Below are 21,467 nucleotides of genomic sequence, written 5' to 3' on the forward strand. Positions count from 1 at the left end.
ATTTTTAATCCAATGGTAACTATGATGTATAAATTAATCGCACTGGATATGGATGGCACTCTGCTTAATTCAGATAAACAAATCTCAGCAGAAAACAAAGCGGCAATTGCTGCAGCTCGTAAAAAAGGCGTTGTCGTTGTATTAGCTTCAGGTCGCCCATTAAATGGCATGAAACCACAGCTACAAGAACTAGGCATGACCACTGAGGACGACTACGTTCTTAGCTATAACGCTTCATTAGTTCAAAAAGTAAAAAGTGAAGAAGTGATCCGCAGCCAAATCATTACGGGTGCGGATGCAAAGGCCATTGCTAAACTGGCTAAAAAGCTTGGGATTCATATTCATGCTTTCTCTCAAGAAAAAGGCTTAATTACACCAGAATCAAGCTATTACACTGAGCATGAATCTAGCATCACTGGCATGCCAATCACCGTGATTGATTTTGAAGAACTGGCCGATGACGAGCAGATCTTAAAAGCGATGATGATTGATGAAGAAGAATTACTTTCAGCAGCTATCAAGCAACTGCCAGCAGAGCTATATGAGCAATTTACGATTGTACAAAGTGCGCCTTTCTTCTTGGAGTTTTTAAACCCAAACAGCAATAAAGGCGTCGGTGTAAAAGCACTGGCGGATCATCTTGGTATTACTGCAGATGAAGTGATCTGTATGGGCGATGCGGGCAATGACTGGCATATGATCAAATACGCAGGTCTTGGCGTTGCAATGGCAAACGCAACTGATGATATCAAAGAAATTGCGAACCATATTACCGTTAGCAATAATGATCACGGCGTAGCTAAAGTGATTGAAGAGTTTGTACTGAACGCTTAATCGTTCACGTTATATTGATAACTCAACATACCTAACAAATAAAACCCCAGAGCATTTTAACACTCTGGGGTTTTTATTTAATTCAATAGATAATTAAGCTTCTGACTCAACCAGTTTACCCTCTTGATCACCACCGTTTTTCTTCTTCAGTGAAATCAGAATAAGTGAACACACCATGCCAAGTACCGCTACCGTTAAACCAATACCAAAGATCATTTGATAGGCTTCAATCGCAGGGTAAGTATCGATAATCCAACCATTTAATGCGTAAGCCCAGAATACAGAAGCGTAAGCCGCAAACGAACCCACACTCATTGCAGAGCCGCTGTAATCTTTTGGTACACCGGCTTCAGCTACTGGCGCTAAGATAATTCCTTTTGCTAAGAAGATACTGAATGAGAAGCACATTAGTAGCACCATGTTCATCATCAGCATGCCTTCAGTCTTAGGCAACGCAATAGTCACACCTAAACACACCGCAGTTAAGCCTAATGCAAAGAACATCATTTTTATCGACGATTTAAATACGAAATCGGCAATCGAACCCGCAACCAAACCAGCAACTACACCCATTGCACCAGTATTAATAATACCGAAGATAGCCGCTTGTGCTGTTGATAATCCAAATACCGCTTGTAGATAAGGAACCGTGTAAATCAGAGTGATGTAAATCCAATATACCGTTAGAGACGTAATAGCAGCTAACCATACCGTTGGCATTTTCAATACATGGAATAAACCTTTTAACGCTTCTTTGTTTTTACTTTCACCTTGTTTGATTTCCATGTGGTTATCTGGCACAAATTTCCATACACAGAAAATCATAGGAAGGATTAATAACGTATAGAAAACAATCGCGCCCTGGAATACAAGAATAGAGCCGCCAACCAGTGCCATAATACCAACGATCACCGCATTCATGCTCATTTCAGCCGCGCGTCGTACAGATTCTAACAAGCCAAATGCCATACCTTTATTTTTATCGCCAGACATTAAGGTCACGCCATTTACAACCGCAGGCCAGAAAGCGGCATCAACTAAACCCCAAATACCGGCAATTACCACCAATACACTAAAGCCAGGTTGTAAAAATATGATGGCCATCATACTCAAGAATCGAATACTCAAACTGGTGATTAAAATGGATTTTACAGAGAAACGGTTATTGACCCAGCCAGCCGGAATATAAAAGAACATCGCTGAGCCTATCAGCGTAAACAAGATCCCCATTTGGGTGTTGTCTATTTGCAGAACGTCTAAAAGTAAGTTGTAAAATGTTCCCTTAAAAGCTTCAAAAGCCGAATAAATAATTTGACCTGACATCACGACAGAGAAGAAGCCAAACAATTGATTTCGGCTAGTAAAGCCTATTTTTTCAAAGAAGTTCATAGAGGTAATCCTTTCACGTTATTGTTTTATTTTTTAATTATTATTTTTGAGCTTTGTATTTCGAAGGGAACTTATGCGCTATATCGGTACAAATACCATCAACTCCCCAGTTAAACAGTTCATTTGCACGCGCTAAATCATTAACCGTCCAAACATTGACTTTAATGCCAGACGCTTTGAATTTTTGTACCATTTCACGAGTTAGGCCTTTCTCTTCAGGATGAATATAATCCGCTTCACACCATTCAATAATTGAATTCCAGTCATCCCATAAGTTATGACTTTCAAACAAACACGCAATTTTAGTTTGAGGACTTTTACGCTTAAACTCTGATAGTACAAGGTGGTTAAAACTTGAAATAATCAGCTCTCTTTCTGGCGCTAATTCTTTAAGAGCAATGATCAAGTTATCAATCAACAGATGACTTAGCTTCGCACTAGCTGAACACGACTTAATTTCAATGTTTAAATTCAGTTCTTTTTCGTTCGCCATAGCAATTAATTGTTGAACAGTAGGTAAACGCTCATCAATATAATCATCACTAAACCAGCTACCCGCATCAATAGAAGACAAATCAGCGCTACTAATGTCACATAAGCGACCGCTTTTATCAGTACAACGATCTAACGTATCATCATGAGAAATAATGACCGTACCGTCTTGAAGAATATCTACGTCACATTCAAACCATTGAACACCATGGTCTTTGCATAAAGAGAAAGCTGAAAGCGTATTTTCAGGAGCAAGAGAAGACATTCCACGATGCGCTATTAATGTTTTCATTGTTAACCTATTTAACGTGTTAGAAGATGGGAGCGATGATAACGCGAAGAGCATGACATAAATGTGACACAAACGAACATAATGCGCATTCGAACGTTCGAATTGGAGCTTTATCTGTTTTTTTGTCTAACAGTTAACATTATTAATACTATATGAAAGAAGCATATCCCTAAATTTAAGCTGTGTCGGTATCAAGTTACTGCCTCAAACCACACAAGAAGATAATTATTGACCTATCACTTTCCATTTTGGAAAGTTGGTTTTTCCTTTAGTTTTGTATACTAACTGTTACTATATTTCTAATACGTTAATGGATACGTCAAAAGGATGCGTTTTATGACAAATAACATATACAAGTGGAGACATAAATGCCTTCTTCTTTTAAGGTTAACGCATTAATTTTAGATACATTTCCTATTATTGTTGAATCAATAACGAGACAACTAAAAAGCAAAGAAAACATTGAACAAATTTATACTGCAACAACTATGCAAAAAGCATTAACTATTATTAAAGAAAATAACATTGGATTTATCGCACTAGATATAAAACAAAATCAATTCAATGGGCTAGATTTTATAAAAAGGCTAAGATCTAAGAATTACCAGGGATACATTATTGTAATTTCAAGTTATGGCTATGAAATGTACTCAGACTCAGCAAAAAATGTAGGTGCAAATGGCTATATTTCTAAAGAAGAACCAACAGAACTTATCAATGATGCTATCAGTAATATATTAAGAGGATATTCTATTTTTAAACATACTTCATTATCAGAGAAAAATATGGACCTATCAAATCGAGAGGTAATTGTTTTAGATTACTTAATTCGAGGGTATAACAATAAACAAATTTCTGAAATATTATCTCTAAGTGCAAAAACTATTAGTACTTATAAATCAAGAATATTAGATAAATATAATGCAGGTTCTATTATTGAATTATTAAATGTAAATAACAGCATAAAAGAAGCATGTTAAAAAATTAATTAATTACATCTCTAATAATATTCTCTAACTGAGTATGCAATGGGTTTTGCCTGTTTGATAATTTAAGGCAAGACACCATTGGGAACATAGATTGAAAGTCCCCAGGAATTTCAATAGTCTTTAACCTATCCGTATTAATTAATCTTTTTAATGAGATAAGAAGCATATTCTCTTCTATTGATAAACGTATAGCTGTCGCAAAATCATCAGTAGTCATTCTATAGTTAAGATTAATGCCTTCTTTCTTACAATGCTCAACAAAATATTGTCTTGAATGATTCCAATCATTCACTTTAAAAAATACAAACTCCCCATCAATAGCTTCTTCCCATGTATTAATCGGACTATCTTTTGGAAGTGCTATAACTAGTGTAGTATCAATTAATTTTGATTGGTAAATAGTTTTTATACGCTCTTCATGCATAAAGTTTATCCCTATTTGAACTTTATTATCAAGAAGTCTCAGCTCTGTAGATTCCGTCCACACTTCAATAGATATAATAGGCTTAGGGAAATGTGAACGAATCGCTTTATAAATATCTGAGGCATACAATGAAATAGCAACAGAGTGAATTGCAATTCGAATTGGTTCATCATAATCTTTTGAAGAAAACTTTACTTTATTAAGTAATGCATTATCAATTGTATTCAGTCCAGCCTCAATACTTGGTAGTAATGATAACAGCAAATATGTTGGTTCTAACCCTTGAGAGGACCGAATAAATAATGGATCTCCGATCTGCTCTCTCAATTTTGCTAGGTATTTACTTACTGCACTCTCTGTTTTTTCTAAAATGAAAGCCACTTTTTTTAAATTACGGTGCTTATTTAGTAAAATTAATACTCTCAATAAATTATAATCAACCCCTTGTTTCATATCACTTCCTTTTTGATTTTTCACTATATAGTAATGTGTCAGCACGGTTTATAGCTGATTCTAATGTTTCTTTCTTCAAAATACTAGTTACTCCAGTACTGACTTTAACGGATAAACTATAACTACTAAATGTAACCGAACTAACATTTTCTTGTAAATCAAAAGCTAAACGTTGTGCCGCTGTACTATCACAATTTGGTAAGATAACTAAAAACTCATCCCCTCCAGTTCTGATCAAATAATCACTATCTCTAAAAGTAACCCTCATACCATGTGATATTTGTTTAATTGCTTCATCACCAATATGATGTCCATAGTTGTCATTAATATACTTTAATTTATCCCCATCTATAGCAATTATCGATGACTTTTCTTGTACAATCTTATTTAATAAAACATCATCATTTAATATTGAACGATTATATAACCCTGTTAATTCATCTAAATTAACGACTGATTCTGCATAATTTAACTTTATTTTATTTCCTTTAAGTTCTGAAAGTTTATATAAAATATAAAACATTAAAAAGATCAAACCAATAAATAACCAAATAAAATCCACAATAATTTTTGAAAATGGGACTTTATAAATAAACATTGTGTTATTATCAATAACATACTCTTTTGAGTATGAAAAAAAATGTAATGGATAAGATTTATGTTCAATTAATACAATATTATAAAAACCATTTTTATTAAAATTTATCTCTTTTCCATCATTGAGAAAAATACCATTCTCAATATATATATCAATATTTATATCTCCTATTATTTCATCTCCTTTATAAATAGGTGTTCCAATAGTAACAATATAATTACCTGTTATATCATCAGTATATATACCAGATATAATCACCCTATCTTTTAAATCCAGAACGCTTCCATATAAAGTAGAAGACCTATTTTTTTTCAATCTCTCACTAGAAAATACGTTTTCAGTTAATATATAATCAGGGTGTCTTCTTGCTGTGAATAATTTCCTACCAATATAAGAACGATAATATAATAGATAATGTTCATCATTATAAAAATTAGGTAAATAATTAAATAGTTCTTTTGACTCTTGTAACACTAAATATTCTTCTCTAGTAAATTTTTCAATATCTAACTTATAGATTCCACCTAATGGTAAATCAACATATTTATCAACGTTATCTTTTTTTAAATTCACTCCAGCAATCCTATCTTCTAACAAAAGACCAATCAAGAGAATATTATTCTTATACTCTTTAATTTGAGTCGTTATTAAATCAAATGTCTGAAGTTCATTTTTAACTAATCGTTCAGAAAATAAAATAATCATGGTTAAAAACAAAATTATAGATATTAACATTGAACGCAAAACTAGCTCATGAACTTTATTTACTAAAATTCTCATCTAAATTCCTTTTATTTAAATTTCAATTATTAGTACAATCGCCAATTGTCTAACTTAATCAAATCAACTATGTTATCTATTTGATATTTATCAAAAATTCGTCTTTTATATGTACTTACCGTTTTTGTGCTTAGTGATAATATTTCAGCTATTTCTGTGTTTGTTTTTCCTTTTATTAAATAATTAAACACAACTGTTTCTCTATTAGATAATGCTACTTTTTTATTACAACCATCATCACTAGACTTAAACTTAAAGAACGTATATCCTTTCATTATTCCATCTAAAGACTCTTTAATTAAATCCATATCTTCCGATTTACAAATATAGCCATCAGCTCCTAACTTGAATGCTGTGTCTGAATATAATTGGTTATCATTTGCAGATATAAAAAGTATCTTACCATTATATCCATGGGCCTTAATTCTCCGATAAAAATCAAACCCATCATTATCACCTAAATTAATATCCAAAATAAGTAAATCTATATTTAATGATTTTATAATTTTAAATGCTTTTCTAACATCTGATATGGTTAAGACTGTATCAATATAATCTATAGGTGTTATCAAATTTTTTATTGCTGCACATACTAAAGGATGATCATCTAATATTAAGACATTTATTTTTTTATTTAGTACCATTATTTCATTCCTTCAATTTCAATAAATATGATAAATACTTCTATAGGCATAGGTTTACCTGTGTAATATCCTTGACAAAGATTAAATCCTGATTTTTTCAAATATTCTAATGTGTCTTTATCTTCAACGCCTTCAGCAACAATAATTAAACCCATTTCTTTAGCTAAAGCACATGAAAAATCAACAATAAGTTTCTCTGATGTACTATTTATACAATTAGAAATAAAGCTTCTATCTACTTTAATTTCAGTAAACGGTAGTTTAGATAGTTTAATTAACGATGAATACCCAGTACCAAAGTCATCAATTGACAGGCCAACTTTATTTATTCTTAATCTCGATAAGTTTTCTAATAAATTAATAGAATCGCTAAAAACTTCCTTTTCTGTAAGTTCAAATGTAAAAAGCGTAGGATCAACTTTATATTCATTACATAAATCAAAGAATTGGTCTGAAAAATTATCTCTATTTAACGAATCTTGAGTTACATTGATTGATGATGGATAGCTAAGCATTTTTTTTGAATAATCTCTAAGTGTATTCATTAAAATAACTTCAAATAACTCATCAATTAAGCCTTCAGACTCTATAATAGGCAAAAAAACATTCGGTGTTAATATTCCATAAATAGGGTGCAGCCACCTTGCTAACACTTCAACAGATACAGTTTTACCTGACTTAAAGTCAATTTGTGGTTGATAGTAGTTTTTAAACTCTCCTTGACTAAGCCCAAGTAATACATCATCTGTTGTTATACTAAGAGGTAACTTATTATTAAATTTAACGACCGACGCATCAATTACATTTGATTTTTCTATTCTATCAATTACTTGAAATAATTTAGAAACACTTGCAGGTTTCTCCATCGTTTCTATGAAAGAAAAGTCTAACTTTTTACATATGTCTCCAACTGTTGAAATAATATCTTTTTCTAGAGCACTTAATATTACAATAGAGCGATTATACCCACAATCTTTTATAGATGATAATAATTGTACCCCATCCATTTCAGGCATATTAAGATCGCAAAATATAACATCAAAGGAATCACTTTTAACTTTAGATACCGCCTCTCTCCCTGAATATACACACGTAATATTTGCTCCTCCAATATTTATAAGTTTATTTTTTAAAACTTGAGCTTGTAATCTATGATCATCAACAATAAGAATATTTAAACTAGTCATAATTTAACTCATACCACTCAGATGCTTCATTTATAACGTGATTCATATTTGCAATTACTTTATTTAAACACTCTTTATATTTATCAGTTCCAAAACTATAATTTGATATATCATTTATCAAAATAACTAAAGGTTGAAGTTCAATACTTCCAGCGCCACCCTTTATCCGGTGTAGAGCACTATTAAAATCATCATGAGATAATGATGAAGTTAACAAATAATAATCTTCTCGCATTGTTTCAATGAAAATTTCAAAAAGACCACTGGAATGTAACTCTATAAATTTATTTAAGTAAAATTGTTTATCTATAGTATCAGTGTTTTTTTTTAATCTATTGCTTAATATCGAGTATAATTCTTTAAGCCCATAGGGTTTAAATAACATATCATCAAAGCCTGATGTTTTCCCATTTAATCTAGATACTCTAAGATCTTCTGCAGTACATCCTATAATCGCTTTTTTAGAAAAATTGGGGATTTCTTCTCTGACTTTTTCAGCTAACGTAAAACCGTCAATTATAGGCATATGGCAATCCGTGATCAAAGCATCGTACCTCTCTGATTCTTCTAGTAGCTTATCGAAGGCTTCTTTTCCATTATTAGTAACAACTGACATAACACCAAATTCTTCTAATTGTTTCACTAATAACTTTTGATTTATTTTATTATCTTCCGCAATTAAAACACATCCCTCTAAATGAGGTGAAATTTCTAATAAATGATCATCTTGTTCAAGATTAATATTTAATATAGAAGAATATAGTTCATCAATAAATAAAGGTTTATTATTTATTGAGACAATCCTATTATCTAAGTTATCATTTTCTAAATTCCCCCCCCCCAAATAAATAATATCTAAACCATTATTGATTTCATTTTTATTATCTGTAATTTTTACAGATTTGTTAGATATTAACTCATTAGGAAAATCATAACCAAACCATAAGCGTAACCATTCGTTAATGTTTTTATCATTAAGAGTGCAGTCTATATTTAAACCTTTTAAAGATTGCGTGTAATAGCTGCTAATCTCTATAGGTATTGATAAATCTACTGATGTTCCTACACCTACTACACTATTTATATTAAGCTCTCCATCCATTAACTTAACTAATTCATTAACAATGTTTAAACCAAGACCAGTTCCTCCATATTTTCTAGCAATGCTATTATCAGCTTGAGTAAAAGGCTTAAATACCCCTCCCAGTTGAGAGCTATTCATTCCTACACCTGTATCACAAATTCGAATGTTTAGTTTATTTTCAATAAAATAGACTAAAATTTCAACATGACCTCTTTCTGTAAATTTAATAGCATTAGACAATAAATTATTTACTATCTGACTTAGCCTTAAAGAATCTATTTTTATCATCTCTACATTGCTAGGTGTTATATTAATATATAAACTCAGTTTTTTTTCTAACGCTGCAGCATTATGCAAACGAAATACACTCCCAAGCTCTTTTAAATAATTACACTCTCTCAATTCTAAGCTAAGCTGTTTTGCTTCTAATTTAGAAAAATCTAAAATATCATTTACGAGCATATGCAAATGGCGCATGGAAGAAGAAATATTATCAACTAATCCTTGTTTCTCAGTTCCATTAACCCTTGTTGATAGCAGTTCTAATAAGCCAGTAACCCCAGCTATAGGAGTTCTTAACTCATGACTCATACTTGCTAGAAATCGCTCTCTTGAAACTATTGCATTTTGAGCAGCATCGTTTGCTGCTATCAAAGCTGCTTCTTGTTTTTTTTGTTCCGTAATATCATTGATAACGATTAGCATAAATTCATTTTGAGTATTTGGTGCTATGACTTTTTTTCTTACTCGCTTTACTTGCTCATAGGAAAGATTACATCCTTTCACAAAAAAATCATCAGAAACTGTATCTCCATTTATTATTTTTTTATTATCATCTGTATTTTTATCTGCAAATAGGACACAATTTACGCACTTATAATATTTAAACTCAACACAATTACTTAATATTATATTATCATCACTATCTTTAATGAATATTATACTTGGTAATTCATTAATTATACTTTGTAACCATTTCTTATCCGATTCTGATTGCTTTACATCTTTCTCTTTTAACTTAACTTGTAATTTTAAATTTTTAAGCCAAAAGTTAATCACTAAGCAAGAAAGAAGAACTGCTAAACTTAATAATATAATAACCTTGTATACTCTGCTTTTTTCATATCCATATATAACATTAAATTGGCGATATCCTCTTTTTAATTTTTTTAACTCTTCATTATCCACAGTATTCAACACTGCATTTATAACGTTAGAAAGTAACTTATTCTCATTAGAAACTGCAAATGAGATATCAATTAATTTATCTTTACTTTTACCAATAACAAACTTATCAGTAAAGTCTTTAGCTATCAAACCTTGAATCAAATCATTAGGTAAATATATCTTATCTATTAAATCATTTTCTAAATCATCTAATAATAATTTAATATCATTAGATGTAACCGCTTCATGCTTAAAACCTGAGTTAATTAAACTAACTTTATCGCTATTAGTATCAACTAAAAATCCTGATTTTTTAGCTTTATTTAAATTGTTCTTTTTCTCAACAGAGCGATAAACTATTTTCATGTATGGGTTACTTAACGTAACATTATCGACATTAATGTAACCGGGATATGCCAGTGGAATAAGGTCTATGTTTCCTTTAGATAAACTATCCCACGCAGTTTCACCTATAGTCGGAATATATTTAAATTTCAAACCAGTTCTAGCTTGTATTAGCTTAATATAGTCATATAAGTATCCTGTTATTTTTCCGTCATCATTCCTATAAAAAAGAGGATATGAATCTTCTTTCAAACTATATCTAATCGTCTGTTCTTCACTCTTAATATTTCTGTATTCAAGGTTTAATAAATCACTTTGATGGTAAATATTATCTGATTTAATTGAACCTTGAGATGAGCTTCCTCTCTTAGAAAACACAATTTTATTAATAATATCGATAAGGATTCTATTGCTTTTCGAGGATATTACTCCAGTACTTTCGGGCTCAAGCCACCCTGGTAATTGAGTTGTACCATTAATTATATTTTCATCATTCAAATATTCAGCTATAGTTACATAATTAGCAATAATAGCATCTGCTTTACCACTGTTAACTAAGTCAATTGCATCATAAAAATTATCTTTTTTATAGATATTAACGACACCTTTTTCCTTTAATCGATCACAATAAATTGTACCTCTAACACAAGACCACGATAAGCTCTCTATAGGAAAATAAGCAGCTCTGTCTTTCCTATACCACACTGCGACACTACCGGTAAAAAATGGTACTGAAAAAATAAATGATTGGCTACGTTCTCGCGTAGAACTAAAACCAATAGCTATATCTGACTCACCAGATTTTACGCTTTCTAATAATTCCTTAACTGTTTGAAATGCATTAAATCTAACATTAAAACCAGCAATCTTTGATATTTTTTTAATATAATCAACATGAATACCGTTATACTCATTAGTAGATGATTTCACTATGTATGGTGACCAGCTTTCTGTTAAAACTGCAACAGAGAGTGTTTTGTGTTTTTTTATGAAATCTTTTTCAATTGCTGTAAGTTTAATTTCAACGGCAGAAACTGCCATAGATAAAAATAACATCATAAAAAAAGCTAACACTCTATACATTTAAAACCACCAAGGAGTAAGTAAAGTACTAGAGTAAAGCTAACTTGATTATTGTCAAACTCACCACGAAAACAAAACAAACATAAACTTTTGATTTAATTAAAAAAATATAAAGCTTGTAGGCCAAGACCTACAACTCAATAAATGTTATCCTACATAATCTATCTACTAGGGAATGACTAAAACAAATAGAAGCTATTCACATCATATTTGGTTCACCTCTAAATAATATTCGGTCATTGCCTCTGTATATACCAAAAGTAACCACTGCAGATGGGTCCTCATCACCAAAACCACGCCAGTTATACTTTAACCAAGGGTGGCTATGAATAAATACTGGTTCCATTCCTAAACATTTATTATCATCACCATCAGGAATCCCTCCTCCTAAACGTAACCATAAACGAACCTGTTCTTTATAAGATTTAGTTTGATTTTGTTTTGCTATTAATGCATTCCCACTACCATTGTTTAATTCAATATTACCTTCTAACGAGGCTTCAGTTTCCTTAATATCTCTCTTTGAATAAATAGCATTCCTGCAATAATTATCCCCATCGAATGTAGATTTATTATCGTCAATATTCTTGCTAAACTTTCCATTTATATCCCAATATTCAGCAATTGTAGGTACTATCAACTCAGAATTAACAGCACCTCCAACATCTTTTAACTTTAATCGACCATACCGAGAATCAATAAAGCCATTCAAACTTTGCCCAAATGAAATGTCATCTCCAAAAATGTTCTCATTAAATAAAAATGAAAAACACCCTGTTATTCCACAATCAGACAAAGGTACTAATAAATATAAATCAATAAGGTATGGTCCATCTGGTGTACTACTTTCTGTATCAATATAACTTCGATTAAATACCATGTTAGTATGATCAATAGTTAGCTCCCCATTTAACCAAGAACTTTGCCACTTATTGGGTAGCATAGAATAATCAATTCTTGAAGATAAGTCTTTTTTTGTCCCTTGCTCTACAGCTAGAATATCAATTGACTGCATGAAATCTTGTTTAAAATCATCGTAATTAGTTGTAACTTGGTTATATCTATTGCGTACCTGAATTGTAAATTCAGCTTGAAACTCTTGTCCCATATAGGTAAATATATCATCCATAGCATTAGTAATATTACTTTCTAAAATATAGAAATGAGCAGGCACAAAACGACCTACTTCTGTAATACCTTGTATAATACTCCCTCCTATCCATTCATTTTCTACTCCATCGACCTGTAGCCACAGACTACCTACCTCAGTCCAAGATAATGCTGAAATGACAATCCCATTCATCGCTTCTTCTGCAGTCTTGAATTCCGATTCAATAGAGTTTGAGTAAATATCATTATGATTTAATTGGCCTCCATCCCCTAATTTAGGTGTTGCGGAATATTGGGGGATAGAAAGAGAAACAGAAGCTTTATTATTGCTATTTGAATAGTAATTTGGCGTAGTTTTAATCGCACATAAATTTTTACTACTAATATCGGGTTTCCCATCACCTGAATGATCTAAACTACTATCTAATGTCCAGATTATTGGTTTCAAGCGAACAGAAAAATGCTCTCCTGCTTCAGAAAATACGTTTCCTTCTGTAGTTGTTCCATCTATATTTGTATTTCCATTTGATGAAGTAACATCACAAATAGCGAAAGTATGAGGACGTGACTGAATTGATAATACCCCTACTATTTCTTCTTCTATATCCTCAATATCTATGGCAATAGCTCCTGCATCGGGATAAACCAGTGTTAGTGTTCCTATGCCTTGATTGAATTTAATTGTTTGGTTAAGTAAATAAGGATTGTCCGTGCCAGTACTAGGAATGACGTAAGTAACTTGGCTAATCATCAGTTCCTTATCTCCATGATAATCAGTGACTACATTCCCTGAGTTTGGATCTATAACTGAAACTTCCACTGTAGTTGGTTTACCAGCGATGATGTAAAGTGGTGAAGGAGTAAATATGAATCCCCCTTTACTATTGAATACATAAGGTCCACCAGTAGATTGCAATTGCGGGTCTTCATTTATATGTACATTAATGTTTACTTCATTTTCTTGACTGCTATACAGATAAAGTTTTGTTTTCCCTCCAATAATAGGAACTGAATTAACTTGTTTCTCACAATTGGCAGTCTGAGATGATTTCCAACAAACTGCAGGATCACTCTCTTTATCTGTTGATATATTAAGATTTCCTAAAAAATTGGTATCTATTACTCCTTCTTCATCAACTATAGAAAAAGTAATCTCCATTGCATCACCTGCATTTGTTATATTGGTATTTGGGGATATGACTAGATGTTTATTAATTGGAATTTTGCAACCCGAAGAATCACCAACAACTCGACTGTTTCCTTCTAACTCTGCATGTAAAGATGTAATGCCACCTGTAACTTTGACACTATTAAGAACTTCAATCTTACCTTCAGATAATAAAAATCCGACAATCTTTGAATTCCCCTTAATTTTTATTTCACCGTTATCCCCATGGGCAATAATTAATACATCCGCAGGAATTCCATTCACATTGAAACTAGCACTGCCTGCTAATTCAAAATAATTCGTATTTATAATGACTGGTCCTGTCGTAGCAAACTCAGTATTACCTCCAAGAGTTATATCATTAAACCAATACACACCTTCTTTAAATATCACCTTTTTAGTTTGTATATTTGCTTTATTGTAATAACCAGGCTCTGCTATATGGTCATTCCATGAATTAAAAACCAGATCATTGTAAGATGAGTTATCAAACTGAGAGAAATTATATTTTTTTACAAGTAAAGTAGGATCGAATACACAACTAGAACCGTCGCATGAACTATTTCCAGAAATCGAATTATAGCCAATTTTATGGCTTTCTACCGTATTTTGAATTTGACTTGATCCTTTGAATGAAATTGTCGAAGCTGTATCCCAACTTTGAGCTGCATTCCCTGCGATAGTACAAATATCAATATCAACTCTAGGCTCTATAGCTAAAATACCAATAGTTTCAGCGGTATGCCCTCGCTCTGAATCATTATCAAAATCTTCATCTATCATGAAACTAGCACGATTAGCTTCTAAGCGACAACGTCTTAACCACCCTCCATCAACACCACTACGTGTGTTCTTATTTGCTAATACAATTGGGCTGGAAGGAAAAGTATCGTAATTAGCATATACTTCACAACCTGTTGATACTGGTGGTTGGCCATTTTGTGAATTTCGCGTGACCATGCTTTTCATTACAAACTTAAGTCCGTTAACAACCCCTTCACCAGCAGCAGCTACAAATGCAATAGTTTCATTCAACTCAGGATATGGTCTTATATTTTGATTTATACTTCCACCAATCTCAGAGCGCTCTAACGACAACCTAAACGACTGAGCACTTACATTGCTAACTGTAGATGTTAGCCAAAAATCATCTTTATTATTTATCGATTGAACTTGATGAATAATTCCAGGCTTTGCAGTAAATTTTTCAGCACTAAAATGAGAATAGTAAATCGTCTCCCATTTCCCTCTAGTTACATTAGCACTTGATGAGTGGGCTATTTTACTTTGGTATTTTTTTGAATTGACAGCACCGATAATTAATTGTTGGTTATTACCAAGGTCATAGACACCATCTCCTCCGATCAAATAATCGATATGCGTCATAATAGTAGGTTCATATTTATAATTATTTGATTGTTTACTATTTGGTGCTATTTTTTGAATGAATTCGACATATTTGGTTGTAATATTAATAATACGCAAACTAGATGGCATATCATTTTCATTTTTAAATACAACCGAGTCCATTAAGAATACCCTAGGATTCTCTGTATATTCTTCTTTAAAATTTATTCTACATAATGAATCAATACAGCTTTTATTTGTAGTTTCTAATACATTAAATCGACCAAACTCCATGCTTAGTGCATTAAAGCTTATAAATATAAAGAAAAAAACAATAACTAATCGAATCACAAATTACTCTTCTTAAACCAGATTAAAAAGAAATAATAATGTCAATTTCAATAATATAATGTAGGGAAAATCTGAATAATGAAGGGGGTAATTCTTATTTTATTTTTTCAAGAACTAAATAAATGGCACTTAGTATTATAATTTACTAGCACCATTTATATGCCGATTATTTATAAGAAACTACCTTTACTTAGATGCATAATAAGGGCAGTCACATAATAAAAACGATAGCTTTAACCTGCTTTGAACTGTTATTGCTAAATAGTAATTCTGGTTCCTGAGTTATTTTAAGCCCATCACCAGAGCTTAGTTCTATCTCACCAACTGACAACCCATAATTAATGCTTTGTACAAAGACCTTTTTATCTAATTCAATAGAAAGTGATTGCTGAGTATTGGGTTCTAAAATAAGTTGTTTTATCACCGCATTTTGCTTAATTAAAAATGAGCCTCCACTCGCTGTTGGCGTTGCTATATCTACAAAGCCTTGTTCTTGAGGGAAAGGTTTCTGTTGATAGCTCGGCTCACCATTAAATACATTCGGTTGTATCCAGATTTGCAATAAATGCAATTCTTCATTTGAAGAGGGATTAAACTCACTGTGTTGAACCCCTGCTCCTGCAGACATCAGCTGATATTCACCAGGTACAAGCTTCTCACTTTGTCCCATACTGTCTTTATGGGCAATTGCGCCTGACAACACAACGGTTAAGATTTCCATATTTTCATGACCATGAGTTGCAAAGCCACCTTCAGGTTTAATTCGGTCTTCATTAATCACTCGTAATGGGCCAAACCCCATGTGATTCACATCATAGTAGTGCCCAAAGGAGAAGGTATGCTTTGCATTCAACCAACCAAAATTTGCACTACCACGCTCATTCGCTTTTCTTAATTCAAACATCATCTTCTCCTTAATTATCACTCAAGTTTACTAAACATTACTTTTGCACAGAAAATCGAGCTGCTAACCAGTTATCCACCGCTACTTTACCGCCACCAGATAACATCAAAGAAACACTCGCTGCCAATAGTGCTAAACCAAACTCATAGCCGCCATTGGACATAAACAATCCATTAGGTAAGTGAACGCTTACAATCGCAATCAACATAGTAAATGCCAATACCAAGGCCGATGGTCGAGTCAGTAAACCAAGAATAATAAATAGGCCACCAAAAAACTCAGCACTGCCTGCTAAAAATGCCATTGCAACACCCGGTGCTAATCCAATCGATTCAAAGAACTGCCCCGTGCCAGATAAACCATAGCCACCAAACCACGCAAACAGTTTTTGAGCACCATGTGCCATAAAGATAATGCCCACAGGAATACGAAGCGCTAATGTGCTAAATCCTGCATTTGAAGCTAATAGTTGCTCAATTTTCTGTTTCATTTTATTTCCTTACCAATTAAGTCTAAGAGGAGATCCCTCTGTCGTTGCTAATCAGTATAGATAATCGGCTCATAAAGAAAATTGGAAGTATTTGAGCTTATCATTCAAATTTTTTGAATATAAAAATTGGCATGATAAGGTAAGCGGTCTAGTATTAATTCAATTCTGTCATATTTCGACTCAATACCTTTAGAATGAGGGACCTTATGCAATCACCCATCACACTTGATGCACTAAGAGCATTAGATGCCATAGATAGAAAAGGCAGTTTTGCAGCCGCAGCTAAATCCTTATTTAAAGTCCCTTCAGCACTCACTTATACCATTAAAAAGCTCGAAGATGACCTTAGTGTGGTTTTGTTTGATCGCTCAAAACAGAAAGCCCAACTAACCTCTGTTGGCAAGTTGATTCTAGAGCAAGGACGAGAAATTCTAATCGCTACCGATAAATTAGAATCAGCAGTAAAGCAGCTTGATTCTGGGTGGGAAAGAAACATTACCATCTCAAGAGATACCATTATCCCGCTAACTCCTTTGCTAGAGTCTATTTTTGAGTTCAATAAATTAGAACATGATACCAATGTTACTATTTCTGAAGAATCACTCGGTGGAGGTTGGGATGCTCTGCATAGTAATCGGACCGATATTGCCATTGGCGTTTCAGATCACTTACCAAAAGGCGAATATCAAATAAAAGAGATTGGTCGAGTCGATTTTCTATTTGCAGTAAGCCAGTACCATCCTTTGGCCCTCATAGAACGACCTATTGAAGCCAATGATTTGTTGCTTTATCCTTCTTTAATTGTATCTGATTCTTCTTTATTGCTGCCCACTAGAGATACCGGCCTATTTAAAAGCAAACAACAAATTAGCTTTAAAACCATGCAGGCTAAAATTGAAGCTCAGACAATGGGCCTTGGGGTTGGTTTTTTACCTCGTCATTTAATTAAACAACAACTAAACGAAGGTCTTCTGATAGAGAAAAAATGCACAGTACCAAGAGTTAATCCACCTTTATTTATTGCATGGCATAAAGATAACGATGGTAAAGCGTGCGAATGGTTAACTAATGAATTAATCAGTAAAGTGTGGTTGTAATTACTTACTTTATAACTAATGTGGAAAGTATTCATTATTGATAAAGAGATGTACAAAATTAATTAGATAATAAAAATAGCACATTAATTAAAATGTGCTATTCCATTATAAATGTAAGTAATATTCTCTCTTATCTTGATACATAGACTCATCAGCAATAGTGAACATTTTAAACAAATCAGTATTATCAGAGCACGCCCAACCAATAGAGTAATGCCCATCATACACTTTTCCTTCTTTATCAAAGAATTTTAAGCTTTCTTGGCTTACTTGTAATTGTTCAGCCAAGGATGCGCATTCTTTTCTAGTCATTCCCTTAGTTAAAAGAGCAAACTCATCACCACCAATTCGATAGAAAGACTCATTTTCGCTCAACAACCCAGAAATGTGAGAACTGCTAACTCGGATGAGTTCATCTCCTAAATCATGGCCATATTGGTCGTTAATTGCTTTTAAACCATTAACATCTAAAATAAATAATCCAAAATTCCAAGTGGCTTCTGAATCTCGATAGCGTTTTTGATAATGTGCAAGATCTTCATCGAAAGCCTTCCGATTACCACATTGCACCAATGCATCACTTCTTGCGATATCAACTAACTCTAACCACGAGGAAAGCTGTTTAACAAATAACTCAAATACTAATTGATTTGCTTCTAATTGAGGGCTAGATTCAAACCTCAAGCTAGCTAAAAATTTATCCTTGCTAGATAGTATTTGAAGCCCCTTATGGCTTCCTAAAGGTTTAAATCGTAACTGCCACTGAGTGTCAGAAAACAGATGCTGTAATTGAGCTTCTACTTTTTGAGGTAAATCACGATAACTCAATGTTTTATATATTGAACCAAACTCTATCACTGCTGCTAAATTGTTCTTGTGTAATTCTTCTCTAGTTAAAGCATCACTAAGTTGAGCGGTTTGTTTTGTTACTTGAACCTCAAGCTCTTGATTAAAATTGGAGAGTTTTTTATTGCTTCGTTCAATGACTTTTTTAGAATCATTTAACTCATCATTTTTGTTTTTAAGTTCACTCAATTGAGTTCTGATTGTAATGCTCATTTTATTTAAAACCAGTGCCATTCGATCAAATTCAGAGAATTGAAATTTCTTACCCTTTACTTCTTTGTTGGATGCATAACTAACTATAGTGTCTTCTATATCGATAAACTCTCTAGAGATCCAACGAGTGATCCCCATTGCGATTAAAAGAACCGTTATAAATGTCCACCCAATGACAGTAAATAAAGCCAAAAGAGAGGATTTCATCTCTTTAAGACGCTCTATATCTGAGAATTGATAAGTAATATCAAGGGCTAAAGGCGATGAGAATGACGAGTTATTTAAGACAAAAATCCGCTCAAGAGCCCCACTCTCTGTCATCTCTGTTTTTAGCTCACTACCAGTATCTAAATGAGGGTTCAAATCAAAACTCTCATCTTTTAGTAAAAAATGTTGGAAGCTCTGCTCTATGGTATCAAACGATATTAGAACAACTACGTAACCAGATGCACGATAACGGCCAGCACCTTCTAAGTTATAAGCTAACATTGGTGTAATTAAAGCAATGCCCTTTGACGAGGGGATCCCTTTGATTAAATTTGGTTCTGTATAGAAATGCGTTTTAGTTAACCCCTGCTCATAAATCGATTTATCTGCACTGATTTCGTTTAATAATTGGCTATTTTCAAAGTGATAAGGGCGGCCATTAAGATCATATAATGGTTCCCATTTGTCATTCAAAATATAAACGCTGTTAATCAAGTGCGACAATTCACTAAACCGAGTGAGATTGTGCATGACAACGCTTGTATACAAGATATTATCCAATGCCTGAATATTGAATCTATCGCGAGATAGCCAATTTAGGCTTTGCTGGATGCGATCAAACTCCACGACTATTTCTTGAGAAATCGTTGATACTGCATTTTGAATTTGTTGTTCTTTTTGATTAAATAATGTTTCACCAATACTACTGGTCACAAATTGACTAATAAAAATTAACGGAGCTAATGATGCAATTAGCAATGTATAGGTAAAAGATTTACGTAAACTAAAATAAGGACGAGTAATCATAAATCTTCCACTTTAGCCGAAAATCGATCAATTAAGTTCTCAATATATACCATTGTTTCTTTCTCTGGCATACCATCTGAATGACGAGAGGCCCCTCTGGCTAATGCTTCCCATACAAAAGAAACTCGTAAACTTGTAGGCATAGGTTGAGATTGTAGATATTGCTGATACACCGCATTCATTACTTTTTTATTGGGTAATATTGCAGCTTGATTTACTTCTGTAGAAGCTGATATGTATTGATGTTCATTAATCAAACGAGTCAAAAACTCTTTATCCTGTGCTAATTCCATCAGTTGTTTGATCATTGCTCTTTTTTCAGGATCTTGGAAGCTCGTTTTCGTCATTGTCAGAACTTTACCACCAGACAAGGATTTCATTGGTATGCCTTGGTAACTCGGTAATGAGGCGATTCCTAAATCAGAACCAAACTCTTCAATTAAGTGACTAACAGCCCAGTCACCATCTATAAGGTAAGATGATTTACCATCAATAAATAATTGGCGGCTACATAAACTATTACATTGCGTACTGAGTTTATTTTTTTTTGCAGTATTATAATAAAATGCTAGTGTTTCTAAAGATTTAGGATCATCAAAGTGAAGTTGGTCTAAAGGTACATTTGGACGAAACAGACTGAAAAAAACTGAGAAAAAATACATATCCTTCACACTGTAACTAATGTGCATCTTATTCGGTTCATTTTGAGATAACGCTTGCAGTTGCTCCCACTGTGTAACAGGTGTCGCTGTCTTAGTCTTATCATAAAAAAGCATGAGGTGATTACCAAGAAACAGAGGTAATCCCATATAACGATCGCCAACCATCGCACTCTGTTTTGCTGCTGATTCTAATTGTTCTTGTTTTATCCATGCTTTAGGAATAGGAGTAATTCCGATAAACTTGTGCAAACCTAAAAAATCAGAAGGTACCCATGCTACATCTGGCATGTAATTTTTCGATCTAGATGCCAATAATAATTCCGCTTTCATTTCATCAATAGAAAACTTGCGAACCATCAGTTTATTACCCGTTCTCGCTTCGAATTCCTTTGCGAGTTTCTGATCGACGTTATCGCCAAATGCACTCCAAAACTCCAACATTCCGGCTTGTGAAGAAAATGAAAATAAGAGACTGATTAGAATAAGGTATTTAGGCATGGTAAT

General features: G+C 33.0%; 15 protein-coding genes. 3 read left to right on the forward strand and 12 right to left on the reverse strand.

Going from position 1 to position 21,467, the window contains the following annotated elements; all coding sequences use genetic code 11:
- Nucleotides 1-24 precede the first annotated feature (24 nt).
- A complete protein-coding gene (gene yidA, locus ED622_RS01065) occupies nt 25-834 on the forward strand; it encodes a sugar-phosphatase (RefSeq protein WP_162922456.1) in 810 nt (269 codons plus the stop codon).
- A gap of 93 nt (nt 835-927) precedes the next feature.
- On the opposite strand, the gene ED622_RS01070 is transcribed toward yidA, so the two are convergent.
- Both ED622_RS01070 and ED622_RS01075 read right to left on the reverse strand, forming a co-directional pair.
- On the reverse strand, nt 928-2,223 hold the full coding sequence (locus ED622_RS01070; protein ID WP_122032130.1) for an MFS transporter: 1,296 nt from the start codon (nt 2,221-2,223) through the stop codon (nt 928-930).
- Between the two features lie 40 nt (nt 2,224-2,263).
- The gene (locus ED622_RS01075) at nt 2,264-3,007 is read right to left on the reverse strand and encodes a glycerophosphodiester phosphodiesterase family protein (protein WP_122032131.1); all 744 of its coding nucleotides are present in this window, start codon (nt 3,005-3,007) and stop codon (nt 2,264-2,266) included.
- A 368-nt stretch (nt 3,008-3,375) separates the two neighbouring features.
- Between ED622_RS01075 and ED622_RS01080 the strand changes: the two genes are divergently transcribed.
- Entirely contained in the window at nt 3,376-3,987 is a 612-nt protein-coding gene (locus tag ED622_RS01080; protein WP_122032132.1) for a response regulator transcription factor, read from the forward strand.
- A 4-nt stretch (nt 3,988-3,991) separates the two neighbouring features.
- Here ED622_RS01080 and ED622_RS01085 read toward each other — a convergent pair whose 3' ends face one another.
- The 8 genes from ED622_RS01085 to ED622_RS01120 all read right to left on the reverse strand — a co-directional run bounded on the left by ED622_RS01085 (nt 3,992) and on the right by ED622_RS01120 (nt 17,131).
- A complete protein-coding gene (locus ED622_RS01085; RefSeq protein WP_122032133.1) occupies nt 3,992-4,873 on the reverse strand; it encodes a LysR family transcriptional regulator in 882 nt (293 codons plus the stop codon).
- A gap of 1 nt (nt 4,874) precedes the next feature.
- A complete protein-coding gene (locus ED622_RS01090; protein ID WP_122032134.1) occupies nt 4,875-6,251 on the reverse strand; it encodes a diguanylate cyclase in 1,377 nt (458 codons plus the stop codon).
- Nucleotides 6,252-6,280: 29 nt separating this feature from the next.
- On the reverse strand, nt 6,281-6,895 hold the full coding sequence (locus tag ED622_RS01095) for a response regulator transcription factor (RefSeq protein WP_122032135.1): 615 nt from the start codon (nt 6,893-6,895) through the stop codon (nt 6,281-6,283).
- On the reverse strand, nt 6,895-8,082 hold the full coding sequence (locus ED622_RS01100; RefSeq protein ID WP_122032136.1) for an EAL domain-containing protein: 1,188 nt from the start codon (nt 8,080-8,082) through the stop codon (nt 6,895-6,897). Before ED622_RS01100 ends, ED622_RS01095 begins: the two co-directional genes overlap by 1 nt.
- Complete coding sequence (locus ED622_RS01105; RefSeq protein ID WP_122032137.1) at nt 8,075-11,761, reverse strand: transporter substrate-binding domain-containing protein; 3,687 nt, start codon at nt 11,759-11,761, stop codon at nt 8,075-8,077. The genes ED622_RS01100 and ED622_RS01105 overlap by 8 nt, the downstream gene beginning before the upstream one ends.
- 199 nt (nt 11,762-11,960) lie before the next feature.
- Complete coding sequence (locus ED622_RS01110; protein ID WP_162922413.1) at nt 11,961-15,737, reverse strand: DUF6701 domain-containing protein; 3,777 nt, start codon at nt 15,735-15,737, stop codon at nt 11,961-11,963.
- 211 nt (nt 15,738-15,948) lie between these two features.
- Entirely contained in the window at nt 15,949-16,641 is a 693-nt protein-coding gene (locus ED622_RS01115; RefSeq protein ID WP_122032139.1) for a pirin-like bicupin family protein, read from the reverse strand.
- A gap of 37 nt (nt 16,642-16,678) precedes the next feature.
- Complete coding sequence (locus tag ED622_RS01120; protein ID WP_122032140.1) at nt 16,679-17,131, reverse strand: DoxX family protein; 453 nt, start codon at nt 17,129-17,131, stop codon at nt 16,679-16,681.
- Between the two features lie 206 nt (nt 17,132-17,337).
- Here ED622_RS01120 and ED622_RS01125 point away from each other — a divergent pair, with 206 nt between their 5' ends.
- On the forward strand, nt 17,338-18,228 hold the full coding sequence (locus ED622_RS01125) for a LysR family transcriptional regulator (RefSeq protein WP_122032141.1): 891 nt from the start codon (nt 17,338-17,340) through the stop codon (nt 18,226-18,228).
- A 105-nt stretch (nt 18,229-18,333) separates the two neighbouring features.
- On the opposite strand, the gene ED622_RS01130 is transcribed toward ED622_RS01125, so the two are convergent.
- On the reverse strand, nt 18,334-20,301 hold the full coding sequence (locus ED622_RS01130) for a GGDEF domain-containing protein (protein ID WP_122032142.1): 1,968 nt from the start codon (nt 20,299-20,301) through the stop codon (nt 18,334-18,336).
- Nucleotides 20,298-21,461: an extracellular solute-binding protein gene (locus ED622_RS01135; RefSeq protein ID WP_122032143.1), complete on the reverse strand. Its 1,164-nt coding sequence runs from the start codon at nt 21,459-21,461 to the stop codon at nt 20,298-20,300. The genes ED622_RS01130 and ED622_RS01135 overlap by 4 nt, the downstream gene beginning before the upstream one ends.
- Between the last annotated feature and the right edge of the window lie 6 nt (nt 21,462-21,467).

The sequence above is a fragment of the Aliivibrio sp. EL58 genome, from assembly GCF_900312675.1.
Lineage (GTDB): Bacteria > Pseudomonadota > Gammaproteobacteria > Enterobacterales > Vibrionaceae > Aliivibrio.